The 20566-nt window shown below is 29.5% G+C and carries 18 protein-coding genes; 2 read left to right on the top strand and 16 right to left on the bottom strand.

Annotated elements, in window-relative coordinates; genetic code table 11:
- Window positions 1-45: 45 nt before the first annotated feature.
- From ACU68U_RS01370 to ACU68U_RS01310, 13 genes are all read right to left on the bottom strand, one after another.
- Window positions 46-618 carry a xanthine phosphoribosyltransferase gene (locus ACU68U_RS01370; protein ID WP_110058050.1) on the bottom strand — a complete coding sequence of 191 codons (573 nt, stop codon included), beginning with the start codon at window positions 616-618 and terminating at the stop codon, window positions 46-48.
- A gap of 116 nt (window positions 619-734) precedes the next feature.
- Window positions 735-2432, bottom strand: a complete 1698-nt coding sequence (locus tag ACU68U_RS01365; RefSeq protein WP_446762571.1) for a phospho-sugar mutase — start codon at window positions 2430-2432, stop codon at window positions 735-737.
- Between the two features lie 9 nt (window positions 2433-2441).
- Complete coding sequence (locus ACU68U_RS01360; RefSeq protein WP_446762570.1) at window positions 2442-3059, bottom strand: hypothetical protein; 618 nt, start codon at window positions 3057-3059, stop codon at window positions 2442-2444.
- The gene (pulA, locus tag ACU68U_RS01355; protein WP_446762569.1) at window positions 3059-4867 is read right to left on the bottom strand and encodes a type I pullulanase; all 1809 of its coding nucleotides are present in this window, start codon (window positions 4865-4867) and stop codon (window positions 3059-3061) included. The genes ACU68U_RS01360 and pulA overlap by 1 nt, the downstream gene beginning before the upstream one ends.
- 9 nt (window positions 4868-4876) lie before the next feature.
- Window positions 4877-6970, bottom strand: coding sequence for a glycogen/starch/alpha-glucan phosphorylase (locus tag ACU68U_RS01350; protein WP_154271811.1), 2094 nt, complete (start codon window positions 6968-6970; stop codon window positions 4877-4879).
- Window positions 6967-8391 (bottom strand): glycogen synthase GlgA, encoded by a 1425-nt coding sequence (glgA, locus tag ACU68U_RS01345; protein ID WP_094207308.1) that lies wholly within the window; start codon window positions 8389-8391, stop codon window positions 6967-6969. Before glgA ends, ACU68U_RS01350 begins: the two co-directional genes overlap by 4 nt.
- 10 nt (window positions 8392-8401) lie before the next feature.
- Window positions 8402-9514 (bottom strand): glucose-1-phosphate adenylyltransferase subunit GlgD, encoded by a 1113-nt coding sequence (glgD, locus tag ACU68U_RS01340; RefSeq protein WP_274983306.1) that lies wholly within the window; start codon window positions 9512-9514, stop codon window positions 8402-8404.
- 9 nt (window positions 9515-9523) lie between these two features.
- On the bottom strand, window positions 9524-10663 hold the full coding sequence (locus tag ACU68U_RS01335) for a glucose-1-phosphate adenylyltransferase (RefSeq protein ID WP_154271809.1): 1140 nt from the start codon (window positions 10661-10663) through the stop codon (window positions 9524-9526).
- A gap of 8 nt (window positions 10664-10671) precedes the next feature.
- Window positions 10672-12576 (bottom strand): 1,4-alpha-glucan branching protein GlgB, encoded by a 1905-nt coding sequence (gene glgB / locus ACU68U_RS01330; protein ID WP_154271808.1) that lies wholly within the window; start codon window positions 12574-12576, stop codon window positions 10672-10674.
- Window positions 12577-12614: 38 nt separating this feature from the next.
- A complete protein-coding gene (locus ACU68U_RS01325; RefSeq protein ID WP_094207312.1) occupies window positions 12615-14234 on the bottom strand; it encodes an MBL fold metallo-hydrolase RNA specificity domain-containing protein in 1620 nt (539 codons plus the stop codon).
- Between the two features lie 81 nt (window positions 14235-14315).
- Window positions 14316-14642, bottom strand: a complete 327-nt coding sequence (locus ACU68U_RS01320; protein ID WP_094207313.1) for a YerC/YecD family TrpR-related protein — start codon at window positions 14640-14642, stop codon at window positions 14316-14318.
- Between the two features lie 304 nt (window positions 14643-14946).
- A complete protein-coding gene (typA, locus tag ACU68U_RS01315; protein ID WP_094207352.1) occupies window positions 14947-16806 on the bottom strand; it encodes a translational GTPase TypA in 1860 nt (619 codons plus the stop codon).
- Between the two features lie 90 nt (window positions 16807-16896).
- Complete coding sequence (locus ACU68U_RS01310) at window positions 16897-17283, bottom strand: ATP-binding protein (RefSeq protein ID WP_225559831.1); 387 nt, start codon at window positions 17281-17283, stop codon at window positions 16897-16899.
- A gap of 172 nt (window positions 17284-17455) precedes the next feature.
- On the opposite strand from ACU68U_RS01310, the gene rd reads away from it, so the two are divergent.
- Window positions 17456-17617: a rubredoxin gene (gene rd / locus ACU68U_RS01305; protein WP_002836766.1), complete on the top strand. Its 162-nt coding sequence runs from the start codon at window positions 17456-17458 to the stop codon at window positions 17615-17617.
- Window positions 17618-17726: 109 nt separating this feature from the next.
- Here the strand turns inward: rd and yihA are convergent, their stop codons facing one another.
- From yihA to ACU68U_RS01290, 3 genes are all read right to left on the bottom strand, one after another.
- Window positions 17727-18332, bottom strand: coding sequence for a ribosome biogenesis GTP-binding protein YihA/YsxC (gene yihA, locus ACU68U_RS01300; RefSeq protein ID WP_094205921.1), 606 nt, complete (start codon window positions 18330-18332; stop codon window positions 17727-17729).
- A gap of 106 nt (window positions 18333-18438) precedes the next feature.
- Entirely contained in the window at window positions 18439-18930 is a 492-nt protein-coding gene (locus ACU68U_RS01295) for a ferritin (protein WP_094224869.1), read from the bottom strand.
- A gap of 60 nt (window positions 18931-18990) precedes the next feature.
- Entirely contained in the window at window positions 18991-19266 is a 276-nt protein-coding gene (locus ACU68U_RS01290) for a hypothetical protein (protein ID WP_094203845.1), read from the bottom strand.
- A gap of 106 nt (window positions 19267-19372) precedes the next feature.
- Here ACU68U_RS01290 and ACU68U_RS01285 point away from each other — a divergent pair, with 106 nt between their 5' ends.
- Window positions 19373-20566, top strand: coding sequence for a S41 family peptidase (locus tag ACU68U_RS01285; RefSeq protein WP_446762568.1), 1194 nt, complete (start codon window positions 19373-19375; stop codon window positions 20564-20566).

Below are 20566 nucleotides of genomic sequence, written 5' to 3'. Positions count from 1 at the left end.
ATTTTGGACTTAAAAAATGAATAATAAAGTTACAATTTGTCAAAATTAATCCTCAAATATAACAGAATCGTCGGTGAATCCTTTAATTCTCGCCAATGATTCTATAGTGTAACCTTGTTGTCTTAAATGGTCTCCACCTTTTTGAAAAACTTTTTCTATCAAGATTCCAATTCCTTCAACAGTTGCATTCGCTTGTGAACAAATATCAATCAAACCTTCCAATGCTTTACCATTTGCAAGGAAATCATCAATTAATAAAACATGATCATTTTCATCTAAGTACTCTTTTGAAACCATTACTTCGTAGCTTCTATTTTTAGTAAAACTAAACACTTCTGTTCTGTAACAATTATCTCCCAAAGTTTTTGAACTTGTTTTCTTTGCAAAAACAACAGGACAATTAAATCTAATCCCACATGCATACGCAATTGCAATTCCACTAACTTCAATCGTAAGTATTTTGTTTATTTTTTTATCCTTATACTTTTCATAAAATTCATTTGCCAAATCTTCAAAAAGAGCAGGATCAATCATGTGATTAATGAACCTGTCTACTTTAAGTATATTTCCTGGTAATACTTGACCATCTTTCATTATTCTTTCTTCAAGTTTTCTCATTTTTCTCTCCTAGAATTTAATATAGTATATTATACATACAATATCAAAAAATCTCAATATTTGCCAATTAAAAAATATCACTTACCCAAGAATGAAAGGGCAAGTGATATTTTAAATTATTTAACATTCATCATTTTTTCTTTTGCTATTTTTTCGATATCCAAAACTTTTTGTTCAGCTTTTTCTTTTGAATCTGCAACAGAATAAATATATAGTTTGATTTTCGGTTCAGTTCCAGAAGGTCTTAAAGCATACCATGATCCATCGTCGTAGTAATATTTCAAAACATTTGATCTTGGAGTTCCAAAATCCGCATAATTTACATTGTAGTCTTTTGTTTCAACTAATTTTGTAGAACCTATTTCATTAATTGGATTATGTCTGAATTCTTCCATAATTCTTGCGATTTTTTCTTGACCATCTAATCCTTCTAACACAACAGAAGAAAGTGAATTTTCATGATATCCAAATTCTTCATACAAATCATTTAAAACATCAATCAATGTCTTTCCTTGTTTCTTATAAAAAGCTAACATTTCTGAAATCATCATTGAAGAGCTTACAGCATCCTTATCTCTTACAAATGTTCCATAGGAATAACCAATACTTTCTTCATATCCGAATACCCAAGATTTTTCTCCAGTTTTTTCGTATTCATTTGCTTTTCCACAAACATTTTTGAATCCAGTTAATGTTTCAATCATTTCAACGCCGTATTTTTTTGCAATTTTAGCAGACAAATCTCCTGTTACAATTGATTTAACAACTGCTGGATTTTCTGGCAAATCATGCTTTTCGTATCTTTGACTTAAAATATAATTAGTCAATAATGCTCCAATTTTATTACCATCTAAGAAGACATATTCTCCATCACTTAAAACTTCTACAGCGGTTCTGTCTGCGTCTGGGTCTGTTGCCAATAACAAATCAGCTCCAACTTCTTTTCCCAAATTAATGGCATATTCAAATGCTTCTGGATTTTCAGGATTTGGATAAGGAACAGTTGTGAAGTTACTATCTGGATTTTCTTGTTCTTTTACAACATAAACATTTTTGAATCCTCTAACATCTAGGATATGTCTTACAAATCTATTTCCGGTTCCGTTTAAAGGAGTGTATACGATTTTAACATTTTTATCAATATTATCGTCATTAATTGTAAGGCTTAGAACATCATCAAAATAATCTTTATCCAAATTTTCTCCAAAATATTCTATTTTCCCATCGGATATTAATTTTTCAAAATCTCCAATCTTCACTTCTGTAAAACTTTCTATTTTGTCCAAATTATTCAAAATTTCATTAGCCTTATCTTCAAGAATTTGGCTACCTTCTTCCCAATAAGCCTTGTATCCATTATATTCTTTTGGATTGTGAGATGCTGTAATCATAATTCCTGAAATACAATTGAATTTTCTGATTGAATAAGACAACATTGGTGTTGGTCTAATATCGTCAGACAAATAAACTTTTATTCCATTAGAAGCTAATACGTTTGCCGATATTTCTGCAAATTCTTTGGAGAATTTTCTAACATCGTAGCTAATGCTTACGCCTCTTTTCAAAGCTTCATCGCCGTAATTTTTTATAGTATCTGCAAGTGCTTGTGTTGTTTTCATTATGTTGTACTTGTTCATTCTATTAGTACCTGCCCCGATTTTTCCTCTCAAACCTGCAGTACCAAATTCTAATGATTTATAAAATCTATCTTTTATTTCTTCATCATCATCTTTTATTGACATCAATTCGTCTCTGGTTTGTTGATCATAACACTCATCATTTAACCATTCATTATATTTTTTTAAATAATCCATAAAATCCTCCTATTGATAATAAATTAAACCTTTATACAAAGACTTTTCCTTAAACCATTTTTCTAAATCATACACTCTCTTCGTTCCCCAGTTTGAGCATTCAATTTTCCAACTATCATCATAATAAATCGCAGTTATCGTAACCCAATGAAATTTAACATCAGGATTTTTGTGATTCAACGTCAACATCAAAACTGGATATCCATTTGCGATTGCGCCAATAATATATGTCACTATATTTCTGATATTCCAAGTAAAATTGTAGTTTTGTACAACAAGGTTCGCTCCGTTTTTCTTAGCGTACTTTCGAATAGCACTGTTCATTGGAAATAAAAATGGAACGCCATATAGTTTAGGTTTAACAAATGTAGATAACTTGTCAGCAAATTTTATATAATCAGTCTTATTTATCGGACTGCCGATAAAATTTTCTGGAACTAACTTAGCATATTCTTTTTTTGTATTTGCAATGTAGATAAGAAAATTTGTGATGGCAATTACTGAACAACCTTTTTTAGTAAGATAGTTTGAATGCAAAACATCTTCAAACCATTGTTGATCTCCACCAAAGAAACCTTCTATACTCAAAAATTTATCTACATCTTTAAGTTCATATCTAGTATCCATTATTTCTCCATACTTATTGAATATACCCCGCTTTTTCTCTCCCCAATCAAAATTACATTTCCGCTTACTTCTGTTTCAATTATTTTCTCATCAAAAATCTTCGTGCAATTTACAAAATATTTAAAATAATTGCTCAAATCAAATTCGAATTTTTCTCCTGAATTTATAAAAACAAGCAAAAATCCTTTATCATTTTTAATACTAAAACAAATACAAAAATCATTTAAATCGTAAAATTTGATTTTGTTTCTAATCTCATTTTCATCTTTTAGATTAAATTCTGAATGTATTTTTCTAAATTCAATTAACGATTTTACATATTGATATATTTCATTGTTATCATATTTCAACTTCCAATTCACTGCATTAATATCAAGAGGTAGATTATAAGTATTTTTAAGCATCAATTTACTTCTCAAAAACTCATTTCCACAATGGAAAAATGGTATCCCTTGACTTAGCATTATCAAATCAAAACAAAGTTTTGTAGATGTTACAATATCTGCATTTGTTTTAAGTAATTTATCTTGAAGTATTAAATTATCGTGTGAATTAAAATAGTTAATAGATTCATTAGAACTTTTGCAAAACCCACGTCTTTCTTCGTCATAGTAAATTGATCCACAAATTCCTACTTCCAAACTAATTTTATCTACATTTTTTTGAACAAAACCTGTAGAAATATCATCGTTATCACCTTTAATGGCATTTCTAAAAAAAGGATTGAATAACGCATAATCTTTTCCTTTTTGACTACCAAAAGTGGTTCTTCTGTTTTTTGGTAGTGGAGATTCATCTGCCATCCATGGCTCTCCGTAAATAATTACATTATCATCTTCTTTTCGAAGTTCACTTACGATTTTATCAGTTGTTTCTGAATCTATCAGAGCCATCAAATCAAATCTGAAACCATCAATGTGAAATTCTTTTTGAAAATATAATAAGCTATGAATAATAAAATCTCTCACAAATTCATCTTCTGTGTTTAATTCATTACCAACACCAGATCCATTTGTAAAATCTCCATTATTATCGCGTCTATAAAATTGTGGATAAATCAAATTAAATGGATGATCTTTATTTCTAAAAGTGTGATTATAAACCACATCCATAATCACACCGATATTATTAGCGTGTAAAGTTTGAATCATTTTTTTCAATTCAAAAATTCGATTCTTTGGATTTTCTGGTTCTGTAGCAAAGCTACCTTCAATACAGTTATAATTTTCAGGATTGTAACCCCAATTGTAATTATCTTCAGAAAATTTTTCTGAATTTCTCTCATCAACCCCTACAAAATCAAATACAGGCATTAAATGAACATGTGTAATGCCCAAATTTTTTAAATGATTTATTCCTGAAACATGATTTTCTTCTACCAGTCCCAAAAATTTTCCGCGATACTTTTCATCAACTTTGCTAGAAATATCTGAAGAATAATCTTTTATCGACAATTCATAAATTATAGCTTCATTCCTATTTGCTATTTTGTATTGTTCATCGATGAACCCTACTGGATTTGTGGAATTCAAATCTACGACACATGACTTTAGACTATTGATTGAAGAAGCTTTGCAAAATGGATCTACAATTTCAAACTTTTCATCAAGCTGATATTTGTAATAAACTCCTTCCAAATCTCCCTCAACCTTAACTTCAAAATATCCACCACTTTTTTTCATATCTATGGAGTTGTATCTGACATCATCGTAATTTTCGTACAACAATAATTTGACACTAGTTATTTGCGGAGCATAAATCTTAAAAACTGTATATTCTTTATTATAATTAAACCCTAAATCATACATTTATAACTCCTAAACATCCTTTAAATAGTTAATTCCGAATTTTTTGGATATTTCTATATTTTTAATCATTAAATCATTCCATAAATTTTCATTCAAATACCATTTTTGAATTTTTTCATTAACTTTAACAAAATTATCAAAAGAATTTATCACATTAAAACTATCGTTGTATTTAAGAATCAAATTATAAATCTCATAAAATTCATCTATGAATTTTTTGTTTTCTAATAATTCTATATTTTTTAATATAAAATCCATACAACTGGATTCTGTATTTGCGAAATTTTCTTCATCAAACTTGAATACTCCAATATCTTTTAATCGACTCATATTTTCATAAACATTAGAATTACTTGTCAAAATAATTGAACCGTTATTCATAAATGCGTAAGGATATGTGTTTGAAATATCGAAGTTTTTATATGGTATATAATTGAAAACATCACAAGCTTTGGCGAAATCTGGCATTTTATCAAGCATAATATTTTCGACAAACACTAATTTTATTTTTTCTTGAATTAGCTTATCCGAATTAATTATCTTAGATAAACCAAGACACAAACTAATTGTTTTTTTGCAAAACAAATAATCAAACGAACTCATCCCTCCAATAAAAAACGTCGTAGGAGTAATTATCGTATTCACATTATCTTTTAGTTTTAAGTACAAATACAAAATATAAAAGACATTTAGAGCTTGTCTCTTACCCTCGTGGAAATCTGATAATTGCATATTAAAAATGCTCTTATCATTTATATTTTCTAAACTATACTTTTCTACAAGTTTTTTCTTATATTTTAGTTTGCTAGAATACAAATTATCACATTCCAGACTTTTATAGAATAAATCGTCGTTAAACCCATAGGTTTCTATCACAATTTTACTTTCAACGTTTCTGGTGATATCTACATATTTGCTATTCAATAGATATTTTTTTTGATAATCAGACCCAACAATTATAGAATGTGTTACGAAAGCAATAAGATTAAAGCAATCTAGAAAATTGTCTTTGATAATTTGTGCGTACTCATTTTTCTGAGCATTTTCATTTAGCAAATGAATAATATTTTTAATATAATCAAACTGATAAAAAAATCTCAAATCCATTAATTCAAATGACTCTCTGTGCAGATTAATATTATAATACTTGAAAATTTTATTAGATTTTTCAAAAGCTTTTTCAAAATCATATCCAAAATCCAATAATTTTTGCAAGAATGCGATTATTACCAGAGCAACATTTGTTTCAACGATATTAATTTGAATATGGTCTTCGATATTATCTGGATTTTTGAAAAATTTGATTTCGTCATTAAATATGTCGTCCACTATTGAATCTGCAAGAAATTTTTGTTGCAAGAATTTAATATACTTTCCAAATTCATCAATCTGAGGTGTGTAAACAAATTGGCAAATTGAGTCTAGCTTGTTTTCCTCAGAATAAATCTCCTCAATTTTTCCGCGAATAAAATTTTCGTAATTAAGATTGGGATTAGCTTTCGGTGCAAATAATCTGATAAAATTCGTATTCCAATTTATATAAGGAATATCGTATATTTGTGATTTAATTTTATTATTATCTAATTCTATGTCGTATTCATTAGATCTTTTAAAAACGACGCTTGTTTTTTGATTATTAAATACTGTCTCAATTTGATTTTCATCGACTATTTGTTGTTTAAACTGTGAATTTTTGTAAAAAATAGAATACACTTTACAAAACTTTCCTTGTTTTGAAAGTTTCTCAAACAAATCTACTGAGAATCTTCCTATATAACTTTGTCCTAAGTGCAGATCATTGTCCATATTTACAATATCTTCATATTTTTCTTGTAATATTTTTTGTAATGGAGTTTTTAAATTGAGTTTTTCAATATAATCTTCAAACAAATTTTCTACCATTAGTTCAAACGACACTATATATGTTCTAGAAGATTTGTTAGTAGTTATATTTGTGTATTGTTCAGAAATAATTTCTTTAATTACTTCATTTAATGCTATTCTAATTTCATAGACATCCGCATCTTGAAGATCGACTAATGAGTTATACGATAATTTTATCTGCAATAACTTTCTTAATCGATCTTCGGAAATATCAATCATTTAATGATCTCCTCATAAAGTTGGATGTATTCTTTTGCAGATTTTTCCCAATCATTTTTTGACTTCATAGCATTTTCTTGAATTATTTTGAAATCATCATTGTAATAAAAAGATATTGCACGTCTCAGTGTGTACAAGAAGTCATGCGCGTTGATATTTGTAAAGGAGAATCCATTTCCTTCTTTGCTAAATTCGTTAAATGATTGAACAGTATCCCTCAATCCTCCAGTTTCACGCACTACTGGTATTGTCCCATACCTCATAGCAATTAATTGAGATATTCCGCAAGGTTCAAATATTGATGGCATCATCAAGAAATCTGCTCCTGCATAAATCTTGTGTGATTCTTCATTATTATAATAAATATTTGCTTTTAATTTATCTGGGAATTTCCACTCATAATATTTGAACATTTCTTCATAAGAATAATCGCCTGTACCCAAAATTATCACTTGTACATCTTCCGTCGTCAAAAACTCATCCATAATGTATCTTACAAGTTCAAGCCCCTTATTTTCAACTAATCTAGTAACCATGGCGAATATAGGCACATCTTTTTCTTCCAAACCGTACATTCTTTGTAATGCTTTTTTGTTCACGGATTTATCTTTGATATTTTTCAGTGAGTAATTTTTAAATAAATATTTGTCTTTTTCTGGGTTCCAAATAGTTGTATCAATTCCATTTGTAATTCCAGATATTTTGTAGTGATATTGTCTGATAACACCATCCAAACCCTCTCCAAAAAATGAGTATTTTATCTCATCGGCATAAGTTTTAGAAACAGTTGTAACTTTATCGCTAAAAACTATCGCACCTTTCATAAAGTTAATTGCATCGTAAAATTTCAATGCATCTTCAGAAAAATACATAGGTGATAAATCTGTTTGTCTAAGTGAATTTGAACTGAATACACCTTGATATTTTAGGTTGTGAATTGTAAAAACAGTTTTGATTGACTCATAGAACGGATCTCCTTTAGCAAAATCTCTAGCATAAACATTTACCATTGCTGTGTGCCAATCATTGGAATGGATAATGTCACAATCAAAATCGATATATCTTAACAATTGAACACAAGCTTTAGAGAAAAATACGAATCTTTCACAATCGTCATTTTCTCCATACACATTATCTCTGTTAAAATAATCTTCATTATCTAAAAAATAAAATTCCACGCCTCTATGAATGTATTTGAACACACCAACATAATGATGTTTAAAATCTAAATCTACATAAAAGCTTCCTTCAAATTCAAATTTTTTTCTGTATTCCTCATTTATCAATTTGTACAAAGGGATGACCACTTTTACATCATGACCTTGCTTTTTCATCTCAAGTGGAAGTGTACCTGCTACATCTGCAAGTCCACCAGTTTTTATAAACGGATCAGCCTCTGCTGCACAATATAATATCTTCATTTACATTCCCCTATTTATCTTCTAGTATTGCATTCTTTTTTAATTCGTATGGATAATTTGGATTGCCAACCGCAGTTACATTTTCTTTTATCAAAACTCCTTTATCAGTAATAGTATTTACAACTACTGCATTTTTTTCTATAACAGTTCTCTCGAAAATAACGGAATTTTTGATAACAGAACCCTCTTGAATTTCTACGCCTCTAAAAATAATTGAGTTTTCTACTTTACCATCTATTTTGACTCCGTTTGCTATCAATGAATTTTTCACACAAGCAGAATCACCATACAATGCTGACGGCTCGTCTTTTGATTTTGTTAACAACAATCCATTTTTGAAAAATACATTATTGTAAATATCGGCATTCAATAATTTTAAATTCGCATCGTAAAATTGAGTCAAATTTCTGATTACCTCAACATATCCGTCAATCATGTACACACCGATTTTTAATTTATCCAAATTGGAAATAATAACATCAATTAATTCATTAGAATTAGAATTTTTAGCTGCATCGTGAATCAAATTCAAAAAGACTTCTTTTTTCATGTAACCAATGTTAGTCATCAAATTAAATTCATCATCGACTCCTTGATTCGTTCCTATGCTGATTAAATTGCCTTCATCATCCAAGTTTAATCTAGTCTCACCGATGAATAATCCCGTTGCATTGTCCATCTTTTTGCAGAACAATAATATGTCCAAATCTTCTTTTATAAATCTATCATGAGAAGCCGAAAAATCTTCTCTAAAAATAACCATTGGATCGTAGAAGTACAACTCATCTTCTTTTGATTTCAAATAAAAATCTTTAGTTTCATTATAAGCTACAATTTCCTTACCTGCATTTTCAAAAGTTGGAGGAAATATAACAAGTCCATTTCGTCTTCTGTTCAATTCGTAACTTTCACCATTTCCCAAGTGATCAAGAGTTGACCTCATAATTTTGCCACCATACAAAACAACATTTGAAAATTCATTGTTTGCAAAGTTACTCAATGCAATATCTATAATTCTATATCTTGCTCCATAAGGAAGCATATATTCTGGTCTAGAATCTGTTAAATAACCAAAATCTTGTCTACTTTTTCCGCCGTATATAATTCCGATACAATTTTGCATAAATTCCTCCTAACACTCTTCAATTCCATCTTCGCTAACCAAGAAGATTTTGTCGGAGTTTTTTTCACCAATTACTTGATTTTCTTCAATAGTCATAGACTCTGCAACTACACAATTGTAAAGTTTTGCCCCTTTTTTGATAACGGTATCGCTTAAAATAACAGAATCATGAACTTCTGCGTTCTTTTCTACAGTTATCGAAGAAAACAAAACGGAATTGTTCACATTTCCGTAAATCAAACAATTTTCATTAATTAAAGATTTTTTGACCTCTGCAACTTCATCAACATAATGAGGGGGAAGATTTCTGTTTTTTGTGTAAATTCTCCAATTAGTATCGTACAAGTCAAGTCTATTATCAGGATTTAATAAATCCAAATTGGCCTGCCAATAACTTCTTACAGTTCCCACATCTTTCCAGTAGCCATCAAATTTCCAAGCAAAAACATTTAGTCCATCATTTATAATATTAGGAATTATATTCATTCCAAAATCGTGTTTGGAATTCTTATCTTCATTGTCTTCAATCAAATAATTTTTTAAAGTATGCCAATTGAAAATATATATTCCCATAGAAGCCAAATTACTTTTTGGATTTTTTGGTTTTTCTTCAAATTCAACAATTTTTCCGTCTTCATCAGTATTCATAATACCGAATCTACTAGCTTCACTCCAATCTACTTCCATTACTGCAATTGTAAGTTCGCTATTCTTATCCTTGTGATATTTTAAAATTTTATTGTAATCCATTTTGTAAATATGATCACCAGATAAAATCACAACATATTCTGCATCTAATTCATCCAAGTAATTCATATTTTCGTAAATAGAATTGGCTGTACCTTCATACCAATTACCACCACTTTCTGTGGCAAATGGAGATAAAATTCTTAAACCGCCAGAATTTCTGGATAAGTCCCAGCTGGATCCATTTCCTAAATGTGAATTTAATTTGAATGGTTTGTATTGTGTTAAAATACCTACATCTCTTATATCTGAATTTGCAGCATTACTCAAAGCAAAATCAATTATTTTATATTTCCCACCAAATGACACTGCTGGTTTTGCAACATTTTTTGTCAATGCTTTTAGTCTTGAACCTTGTCCTCCCGCTAAGAGCATAGCGACAACTCTATTTCGCGCCTTCATACGTCCTCCTATTTCTTATTGATATTTCTAAGTTTATTTAATTTTATAAACATCGCAGAAAATGGTTCTATATCAACTTTGATAGAAAATTTTCTGTCGTTGTGTCCGTTATTTTTGGAATAATAAGGTTTATTCCTTAGCAAATTACCACCATATTTTTTCATTGAAGAGTTAAGTACAACTGAATAAAGCGCATAATAATCGACACCTACAGGATATTTCTCTCTTTTTACAGGTGTGAAATTAAAAATACAAATAATTTTTTCGTTTTTAGAATTTATTCTCTCGAAAATAATCAAAGATTCATTTGCATTGTTCACATCTTCCCATTGAAAACCTGAATAGCTAGTATCCAAATCATAAAACTCATCATTATCTATATAAAATTTATTCAAATCTTTCATGAAATGTTTTAATTGTTGATGTTTCTCGTATTCCAAAACTTCCCATGTGATGTCTTTGTATTCATTCCATTCATCAAATTGTCCTATATCATTACCCATAAATAAAAGTTTCTTACCTGGATGAGCAAACATAAACGAATACAAAAGTCTTATTTGATCGAATTTTTCATCGTAAGTTCCAGGCATTTTACCAATCATTGAGTTTTTCATATGAACTACTTCGTCGTGACTAAATGGTAGAATGTAATTTTCATTAAAGGCATACATTATCGAAAAAGTTAATAAATTATGATGGTCTTTCCTGAAGATTGGATCCATCTTCATGTATTTGATTATGTCATTCATCCAACCCATATTCCACTTAAAATCAAAACCAAGTCCATTTTCTTCTACAGGTTTCGTAACATTTGGCCATGAAGTTGATTCTTCTGCAATGACAAAAGCACTTGAAAATTCTTGTTTGATTGTTTGATTTAATTTTTTAATAAATTCGATAGCTTCCTTGTTCTCATAGCCGCCATCTTCGTTTTTGATATCTTTTCCAGCAAAGTTCAAATAAATCATATAAGCAACTGCATCAACCCTTATTCCATCCAAATGATAGTATTTGAGCCAAAATAATGCAGAAGATATAAGAAAATTTACCACTTCTTTTTTTGAAAAGTCAAAGTTCAACGTTCCCCATTGATCATTATCAGCTAAGTATTGGTCAGATTTTTCGAATAAATTACTTCCGTCAAATTTTCTAAGTCCAAAATCATCTCTACAAAAATGAGCCGGCACCCAATCCATGATAACTCCAATATCATTCTGGTGTAATTTGTCAATCAAATACATCAAATCTTTTGGACAACCAAATCTAGATGTCGCTGCAAAAAACCCCGTGAGTTGATATCCCCATGATCCATCAAATGGATGTTCCATTAAGGGCATAAATTCAACATGTGTGTAATTCATTTCTTTGAGATAAGATACAAGTTCATCTGCTAATTGAAAGTAGGACAGGTAATTATCATCATGTTTTCTCCATGAAGAAAGATTTATTTCGTAGATACTCATAGGACTGTGAAATATATCAGTTTTTTCTCTTTTTGTGAGCCATTTTTTATCATTCCATTTATAGCCATCAATGTCATAAACCTTGCTTGCTGTTTTAGGTTTTAATTCGCTATGAAATGCAAATGGATCCGCTTTATATAAAACTTCTGAATCTTGTGTTACTATTCTGTACTTATATGAATCAAAGATTTTAACATCTCTAATACAAATCTCCCAGATTTGTTCGTCGTGTAATTTTTGAAGCGGAAGTGAATAATCGTCCCAATCATTGAAATCTCCAACTAAATTTACGTGCTTAGCATTAGGAGCCCACACCAAAAATCTGGTGTAGGTTCCAAATCCATCTGAGTAAATATGAGATCCTAAAAATTTGTACAAATTATTATTGTTTCCTTCATGAAACAAATATACATCCGTTTCATTATTTCCCTGATAAAAATATTTTTCCATATTTTCTCCCAGCTATTTAATTAGCCTTTTATATAGACTTATTCTCCAGTTATCATGTTTATTGTCATGATTTTATTCTTCAAATCTAAAATTTGATTGTTAAGTTGATTATATTCTTCAGAATCCATATTATTATGGTCGAATAATTCTTTATTTTCATACAATCGATCGATTTTTTTCTTTATCTTTTCTAATTCGGCATACAAATCATTATTTTCTCGGTTTGTAGATATTTCTTGTTCTATATTGTAATTTCCCGCTTCAAATTCTTCTGTTGAATAAATTTTTGGGATAACAGCCTCAACATTATACTTTTCTTTTAACAAATTAGATAAAGTTTCTGCTCCTTCATTTTCACCATGTGTTATGAAGATTTTCTTAGGCTTTACTTTCATATTGTCTACAAAATCCATAAGATTGTTTTGATCGGCATGACCTGAAAATCCGCCCAAATTATATATTTCAGCGTTGACTTTTATTGTTTCGCCAAAAAGTTTAACTTCATCTATACCATCTAATAAAATTCTTCCAAGTGATCCTTGCGCTTGATATCCAACAAAAACAACTGCGTTTTTTTCATCCCACAAGTTGTGTTTCAAATGGTGACGAACACGTCCAGCTGTAGCCATTCCGCTAGAAGAAATAATTACCCTAGGGAATTTTACGCTATTAAGCATTTTTGATTCGTCTACATTTTTAACGTAATGTAAGTTTTCGAATTCGAATACATTATCTCCACTTGAAATATAATCCTTAGCTTTTTGATTAAACAAATCGGTATTTTTCATAAATGCTTTTGTCGCTTCGAGAGCCATAGGACTATCTACGTATACTGGGACTTTCTTCTCATAATGATTTTTTATTTGATAATCATAATAACTGTTTAGTTCATAAATGATTTCTTGAGTTCTTCCAACTGCAAAACTAGGAATAATTACAGTTCCACCTCTTGATGATACTTTTTCAATTATCTCTATTAAAGAATGTACACTTTCTTTGTAAGGTTCGTGAATTCTATTACCGTAAGTGGATTCCATAACTAAATAATCGCAGCCAGATAAAATTTCTGGATTGTTTAAAATCGGATTATTTGAAGTTCCTATATCTCCAGAGAATATAATTTTAGTAGTTTTGCCATTTTCAATGATAAATATTTCAAGACTTGATGAGCCAAGCATGTGACCGGCATCTCTGAACACAACTCTTATGTCTTCGTTTATTTTTACAACCTCATCATAGAAACGTCCTTTAAACAATGAAATACAACTCATTGCATCAATCGTGGTGTATAAAGGAGTCAGAAGTGTTTTCCCAGATCTTTGTCTTTTTCTATTTTCCCATTCTACATCACTCTCTTGAATCTTCGCACTATCCATTAACATTATTTCTGCCAAATCTTTTGTAGCTTTTGTGCAATAAATTGGTTTTCTGAATCCATTTTTATATAAAAGAGGAATTCTTCCCGTATGATCAATATGTGCATGAGTCAAAAGCATAAATTCCACTTCATTAAAGTCTATTTCATCATGGTTTTTTTGTTCTAACTCTTTACTTCCTTGGAACAATCCGCAGTCAACCATAAATTTGTGTTTTTCAGTCTCCACAAGATAACAAGATCCTGTTACCTCTTGTGCAGCTCCTAAAAATGTAATTTTCATTAAATCACCTCTTATTTACTATATACCCAAAATGTTATGTCATAGTAAAATATCCGCAAAATAAAGTTTGCGGATAAAAAGTTATTTTTGTTTTCTTTTTCTTTTTTCTTCCAAATTTCTTGCTATTAAAGTATCTAGTACAAGTTCATAACCTTGAGCACCGTTTTGTAAAGATCTATTCACTCTACTAATGGTCGCAGTAGACGCGCCAGTATCTTTTTCAATTTCGCTATAAGTTTTTCTTATTTTGAGTAATTTTGCTACTTCTAATCTTTGTGAAATTGAATGTAACTCTCTCATTGTGCAAACGTCTTCAAAAAAACGTTGTAACTCCTCTTTTCCGTTTAACATCATAATTGCATCGAAAAACTCATTTAATGTGTTATCCTTGATATTAATTTCAGCCATAGTTTTACTCCTTAAAATTTTTTTAGGTAACCTTTACCCATTAATAAAATATAATATAATGCATTTGATAATTTAAGTATACACGCTTTTTCTAACTAAAGCAAATGTTTTTTTTAATTAAACTTCTAATATATATCCCTATACTAATTAAATAGAAAAATTATGATACTTTATATTTTTATATACATTATATACCCATTAATGTTAGTGTTTATTCTCGACAATTCAATTTTATTGTTAATTTTATTTTAAAAATTTTAAATTAAAAAAAGGGAACTTATCAACTGATAAATTCCCGCTAAAATTATTTATTATATTTTTTTGATTTGTACCTTAATTGAGTATCCAAAATCTTCTTTCTCAATCTCAAATGATGAGGAGTAATTTCAATTAATTCATCTTCTTCAACAAATTCCATCATTTCTTCTAAACTCATGATTTTTGGAGGAGATAGTTTTAATGCTTCATCTGCTGCAGAAGATCTGATATTTGTTTGCGCTTTTTTCTTACATATATTTACTTCAATGTCTAATCCTTTTGCATTAGACCCTACAACCATTCCTTCATATACTTCATCTTGAGGTTGTACGAATAAAATTCCCCTGTCTTGTGCTGCATTTAGTCCATAAGCTGTAGCAACTCCTGTATCAAATGAAATCAATGAACCTAATTGACGTTTTGGAATTTCGCCTTTATAAGGCTCATATCCTTTAAGTTCTGTGTTTATAACTCCATTACCCTTTGTATCGCTCAAAAACTCTTGACGGTATCCAATAAGACCTCTAGAAGGAATTTCAAAAGTAAGCCTTGTATATCCACTAGAAGTATTTGAAATATCTTGCAACTCACCTTTTCTTGTTCCCAATTTTTCGATTACAGTACCGACAAATCCTTCTTCAACATCAATTGTAACTATTTCAATTGGTTCAAGAACTTTTCCATTTTCGTCTTTTTTGAATAAAACTTCTGGTTTGGAAACTTGGAATTCAAATCCTTCACGCCTCATATTTTCTATTAAAACAGATAAGTGAAGTTCTCCCCTACCACTTACTCTAAAAGTATCTGTAGAATCAGTATCTTCAACTTTTAGACTTACATCCGTTTCTAATTCTTTGTACAATCTAGCACGAACTTGTCTACTTGTTACAAACTTTCCATCTCTGCCAGCGAATGGAGAATTGTTAACTGAGAAATTCATCGCCAACGTAGGACTTGAAATGCTTACAAATTCAATAGGTTCACAATCTTCTTCATTTGCTAATGTGTCTCCAATTTCTATTCCCTCTACACCAGTTAAGGCTACGATAGAACCGAATTTAGATTCATTAACTTCGACTCTGTTTAATCCATCGAATTCGTAAATCTTAGTTACTTTAATCTTCTTTTTCTTATCTGGATTATTGTAATTTACTATAACACAGCTATCATTAACTTTTACTTTACCTTGTTCAATCTTACCAATTCCAATTCTACCAACGTAATCGCTAAAATCAGTTGTAGAAATCAAAAGCTTAAATGGTGCATCTTCTTCTCCTTCTGGAGCTGGAATGTAGTCTATGATTTTGTCCAATAATGCAGTCATATCTTTTGGTCTTTCCTCCAAATCGTCAGTTGCAAATCCTTCCCTTGCAGAAGCAAATACAAATGGAGAATCCAAATAAGATTCATCTGCATCTAATTGAATAAATAAATCCAAAATTTCATCTACTACTTCATCTACCCTAGCTTCTTTTCTGTCAATTTTATTGATACAAATAATTGTAGGTAAATTTAATTCAAAAGCTTTTTTTAATACAAATTTTGTTTGTGGCATAGGCCCTTCAAAAGCATCTACTACCAACACCACTCCACTCGTCATTTTCAATACACGTTCTACTTCTCCTCCGAAGTCAGCATGACCCGGAGTATCTATAATATTAATTTTATGATTTTTGTAGTCAATTGCAGTGTTTTTAGAAAGAATAGTAATTCCTCTTTCACGTTCTATATCATTACTATCCATTACACGATCTTGTACGTCTTGATTTTCTCTAAAAATACCACTTGTTTTCAATAACCCATCTACCAAAGTTGTCTTACCATGGTCAACATGGGCAATAATTGCTACGTTTCTTACATCTTCTCTTTTCAAAATTCCACTTCCCTCTAATTTGTGACACTTCATTATATCATAAATTGAAAAAAATAAAAGAAAAATTTGTGTAAAATCACATTTAGTAATTTTTTGCAATAAAACAAGCTATTAGATCACTAATTAATTAGGTCTTACTAATAGCTTTGCTTCAACACAATTTTCTTTAATTTTTAATTCGTCAGCTAATTTACTTACTATAAATAATCCTCTACCTCTGACATAAATATCATTGTTAAAATAACTGTTCGAACAATAATCAATCCCTGTACCTTCGTCCTGTACACATATTTTTATCGAATCATCATTCAATTTTATTTTAAAAGTTATTTTCTTATTTATATCAAACTGGTTACCATGTTCTAGTCCATTAAAGATCAATTCATTAGTTATTAATCGTATATCATAAAGTAGTTCTTCATCTGGTACAACTTTTCTTAATAGTCTGAGCATAGTATGAATATTTTTAGTAGCAATTGTCCTATCGCTGACAAATTGCCTCTTAAACATATACATATTATCACCCAATATTTATATACCCATATGTTCAATAAATTTAACAACTTATCATTAAATATTTAATTTATAAATAAAAAACCGAAAAATGATTAGAAATTTTTACAGTGGGTATATATAATTTGTACCTGATAACAGGTAATTATCTTAAAGGGGGAAATTAAACATGAAAAAATATGTATGTGACGTATGTGGATATATTTATGATCCAGCTGAAGGAGATCCAGACGCAGGTGTTCAACCACAAACAGCTTTTGAAGATTTAGCTGAAGATTGGGTTTGCCCAATTTGTGGCGCTGGAAAAGACGACTTCTCTGTTGTTGAATAATCCAACAAAATTATATGATTGGCAATAATAATTCATACATGACATAAAATTATTGTCACACACAAAATATTTAAAAACAAAACCCCAATCACTTGGGGTTTACTTACTTTTATTCTTCAATACCACTACCATATTTTAGAATCATTTCAAGCTGTTCCATAACAGCTTTTTTATTTGTCTTGGAAGTTGAACTGTATTCGTAGATGAGGTTATCATCATCTATGTTGAGTTCTTTTTTTATTATATTCAAATTCTTTTTAATCATTGTTTTTCCGATTTTGTCTAATTTTGTAGCTATTACAAACCCACAAAATCCACTTTGAATAATCCAATTATACATTTCTTTGTCTTGAACGGTTGGTTTGTGTCTAATATCCACAATTAAAAATACTTCGTACAAATTTCTTCTATTATTTAAATAAGTTTCTATAACTTGCGCCCATTTTTTCTTTTCAGATTTTGATGTTTGCGCATACCCATATCCTGGTAAATCTACTAATCTAAACTCATTATTTGCATTGTAAAAATTAACTGTACGCGTTTTTCCAGGTTTAGAGGAAGTTCTTGCTAAGTTTTTCCTATCCAAAATAGAATTAATAAAAGATGATTTACCAACGTTACTTCTTCCACAAAAAGCAATTTCTGGTAGAGATTCATCAGGATATTGTTCTTTCAAAAAAGCGATTTTTTCCAAATCAGAATTAATTATTTTCATATTCACCTCCATTAAATATTTAAGAAATATAACACTTATTATAACAAAACTTTAATTTATTTGCACTAAAAAAGCGACTTCAAAAAGTCGCTTTGATTAATCTAAATTATTGTCTTTGTCCTAATTCTTTGTCTAATATTGCAAGACCAGCATTACTGTTTTCAGTTCTTTCAAGTTTTGCTATGATATTATCAAAAGTAGCTTCTTCTTCGATTTGTTCGTCAATGAATTTTTGTAGAAGAGTGTATACTTCATAGAATTTGATTTCATGAGCTGCATCAAATAATTCTCTGATTCTTCTTGTAACCTCTTTTTCGTGTTCTAAAGCAGCTTTGAAAATGCTTAATACATTTTTATCGTAGTCAGCTTTTGGAGCTTCAATTGTTTTATATTCAATCTTATATCCAACTTCTTGTAACCATTTTCTGAAGTATTCAGCATGTTCATATTCTTCATGGGCTTGCATTTCCATAAAGTGTTCAAATCCATCCCAATCCATATCATTGAATTCAGAAGCCATTTGTTTGTATTCATAGCCTGATTGTAATTCAAAAACTAATTGTTCGTCAATTTTTTTTAATAATTCTTCTCTGTTCATTTTATCATACTCCTTATAATTTAATTTATGTGACTGTTAGTTAATCATTTTACTTAAAATTTAAGAATACAAATCATAAACACCGTAAACTTTAAGATTATTTTCTACCAATAGCTTCATGATTTCAGGAATCAATTTTGCCTTTTGTTTGGTAGTAAATCCATTGTAATTTATTTCGGTGTTATTTAAATCCATATATTCTGATGAGTCAATAACCTTAATTATTTTGTCGTGAACTTCTTGTAAATGCATGTCTGCAATTACAAAAGTAATGTTGCAAATTCTATCGTCATCAATTGTCGGAATTATTCTATTTATCAGTAAAACATTATTCATAACTAACCTCTTTTTCTCTTTCTATATTTATATACCCAATTTCTACTATTTTATTCAATTGACCCTTTCTTTTTTTTATATTATACTGATTAAAAAGAGGTGAGAAATGAAAACATCACATAATAGAGCGAATAAACAAAGAAAAAGAAATAAAATTGCGAATAAAATATTTTTATTGGTTTTATTACTTATCTTTGGCTTTTTCGGTTACAAATACATAAATTCTAGACCAGCTGAGTACAGTCAAATGATTCCCAAAAAATACATACTCAGAGATTTTGATGAGTTATGTAATCAAATTGAAAGTTCATATATGAATTTACCACAAACAAAAAAATACAAAGACACTGATTTTTTATCTTTAAAACCCAATTTAAAATCTAAAATAAAATTGGAATCAGGCAAGAAGAAAGACAAAATGTCGACACAAGAAGTAGTTGATTTGTACAATGATATTTTGAAAAAGCTCTACGAATCAAATGTTAAAATAGCAGATAAACACACTTTTAATGAAATTCTACAACAAGATAATCACAATCAAATATTAAATAATTTATCAATGAAGAGATATTCTAATTTGACTGAAGAAATTCCTGAAAAAACTTTCAGAGCGTATTCTATCGACAATTACAAAGATGCATTATATGTAAAAGTATCAGACTTTGATTCTGTAAACATTCAACAAGACGCACAAATTTTCAGCAATATTTTGAAAACTAATAAAAAGAAAAATAAAATCATAATAGATTTGAGAGATAATGATTCCGATAATTTAGATTACGCTATTAACGTGATAATCAAACCTCTACTAAAATCAGACATAAATGTTGAGTTCAATGTCGCAAATAAAACTCAACCTATTATCTCAAAAAACATTCTAGATAGAAATGGTGTCAGCTTTAAAACTACAGAAAATGTGGCGAACATCAAAATAAACGATAATCAAAAAAGTATAAAATACATTACTAATTTTAAACTAGCAATAAAAAAATCAGAAGACCAAAAATGCGATGTGTATATATTGCAAAACAAAAATACCAGAAACAGTGCTGATTTCGTGTGTCAAATAGCCAACAGAACTAAGTTTGCAACTACTGTCGGAGAAACAACTTCTGGAAATGGTCTGAATATAGTTCACACTTACAAGTCACTTCCTAACACAGGTTTAATCGTGGAGTATCCACTAGGACAAGGTCTTAATGAAGATGGCACAACTAATGAAGAAGTTGGAACTATACCAGCTATAAAACTAGATGATAACAGCGAAATCGTAAAATTATTATTATCTAGAATAAATTAA

This window comes from Finegoldia sp. P3-F-LR (assembly GCF_052932165.1).
Note: the sequence above shows the minus strand (reverse complement) of the source record. Positions and strands in the feature narration are given on the sequence as shown.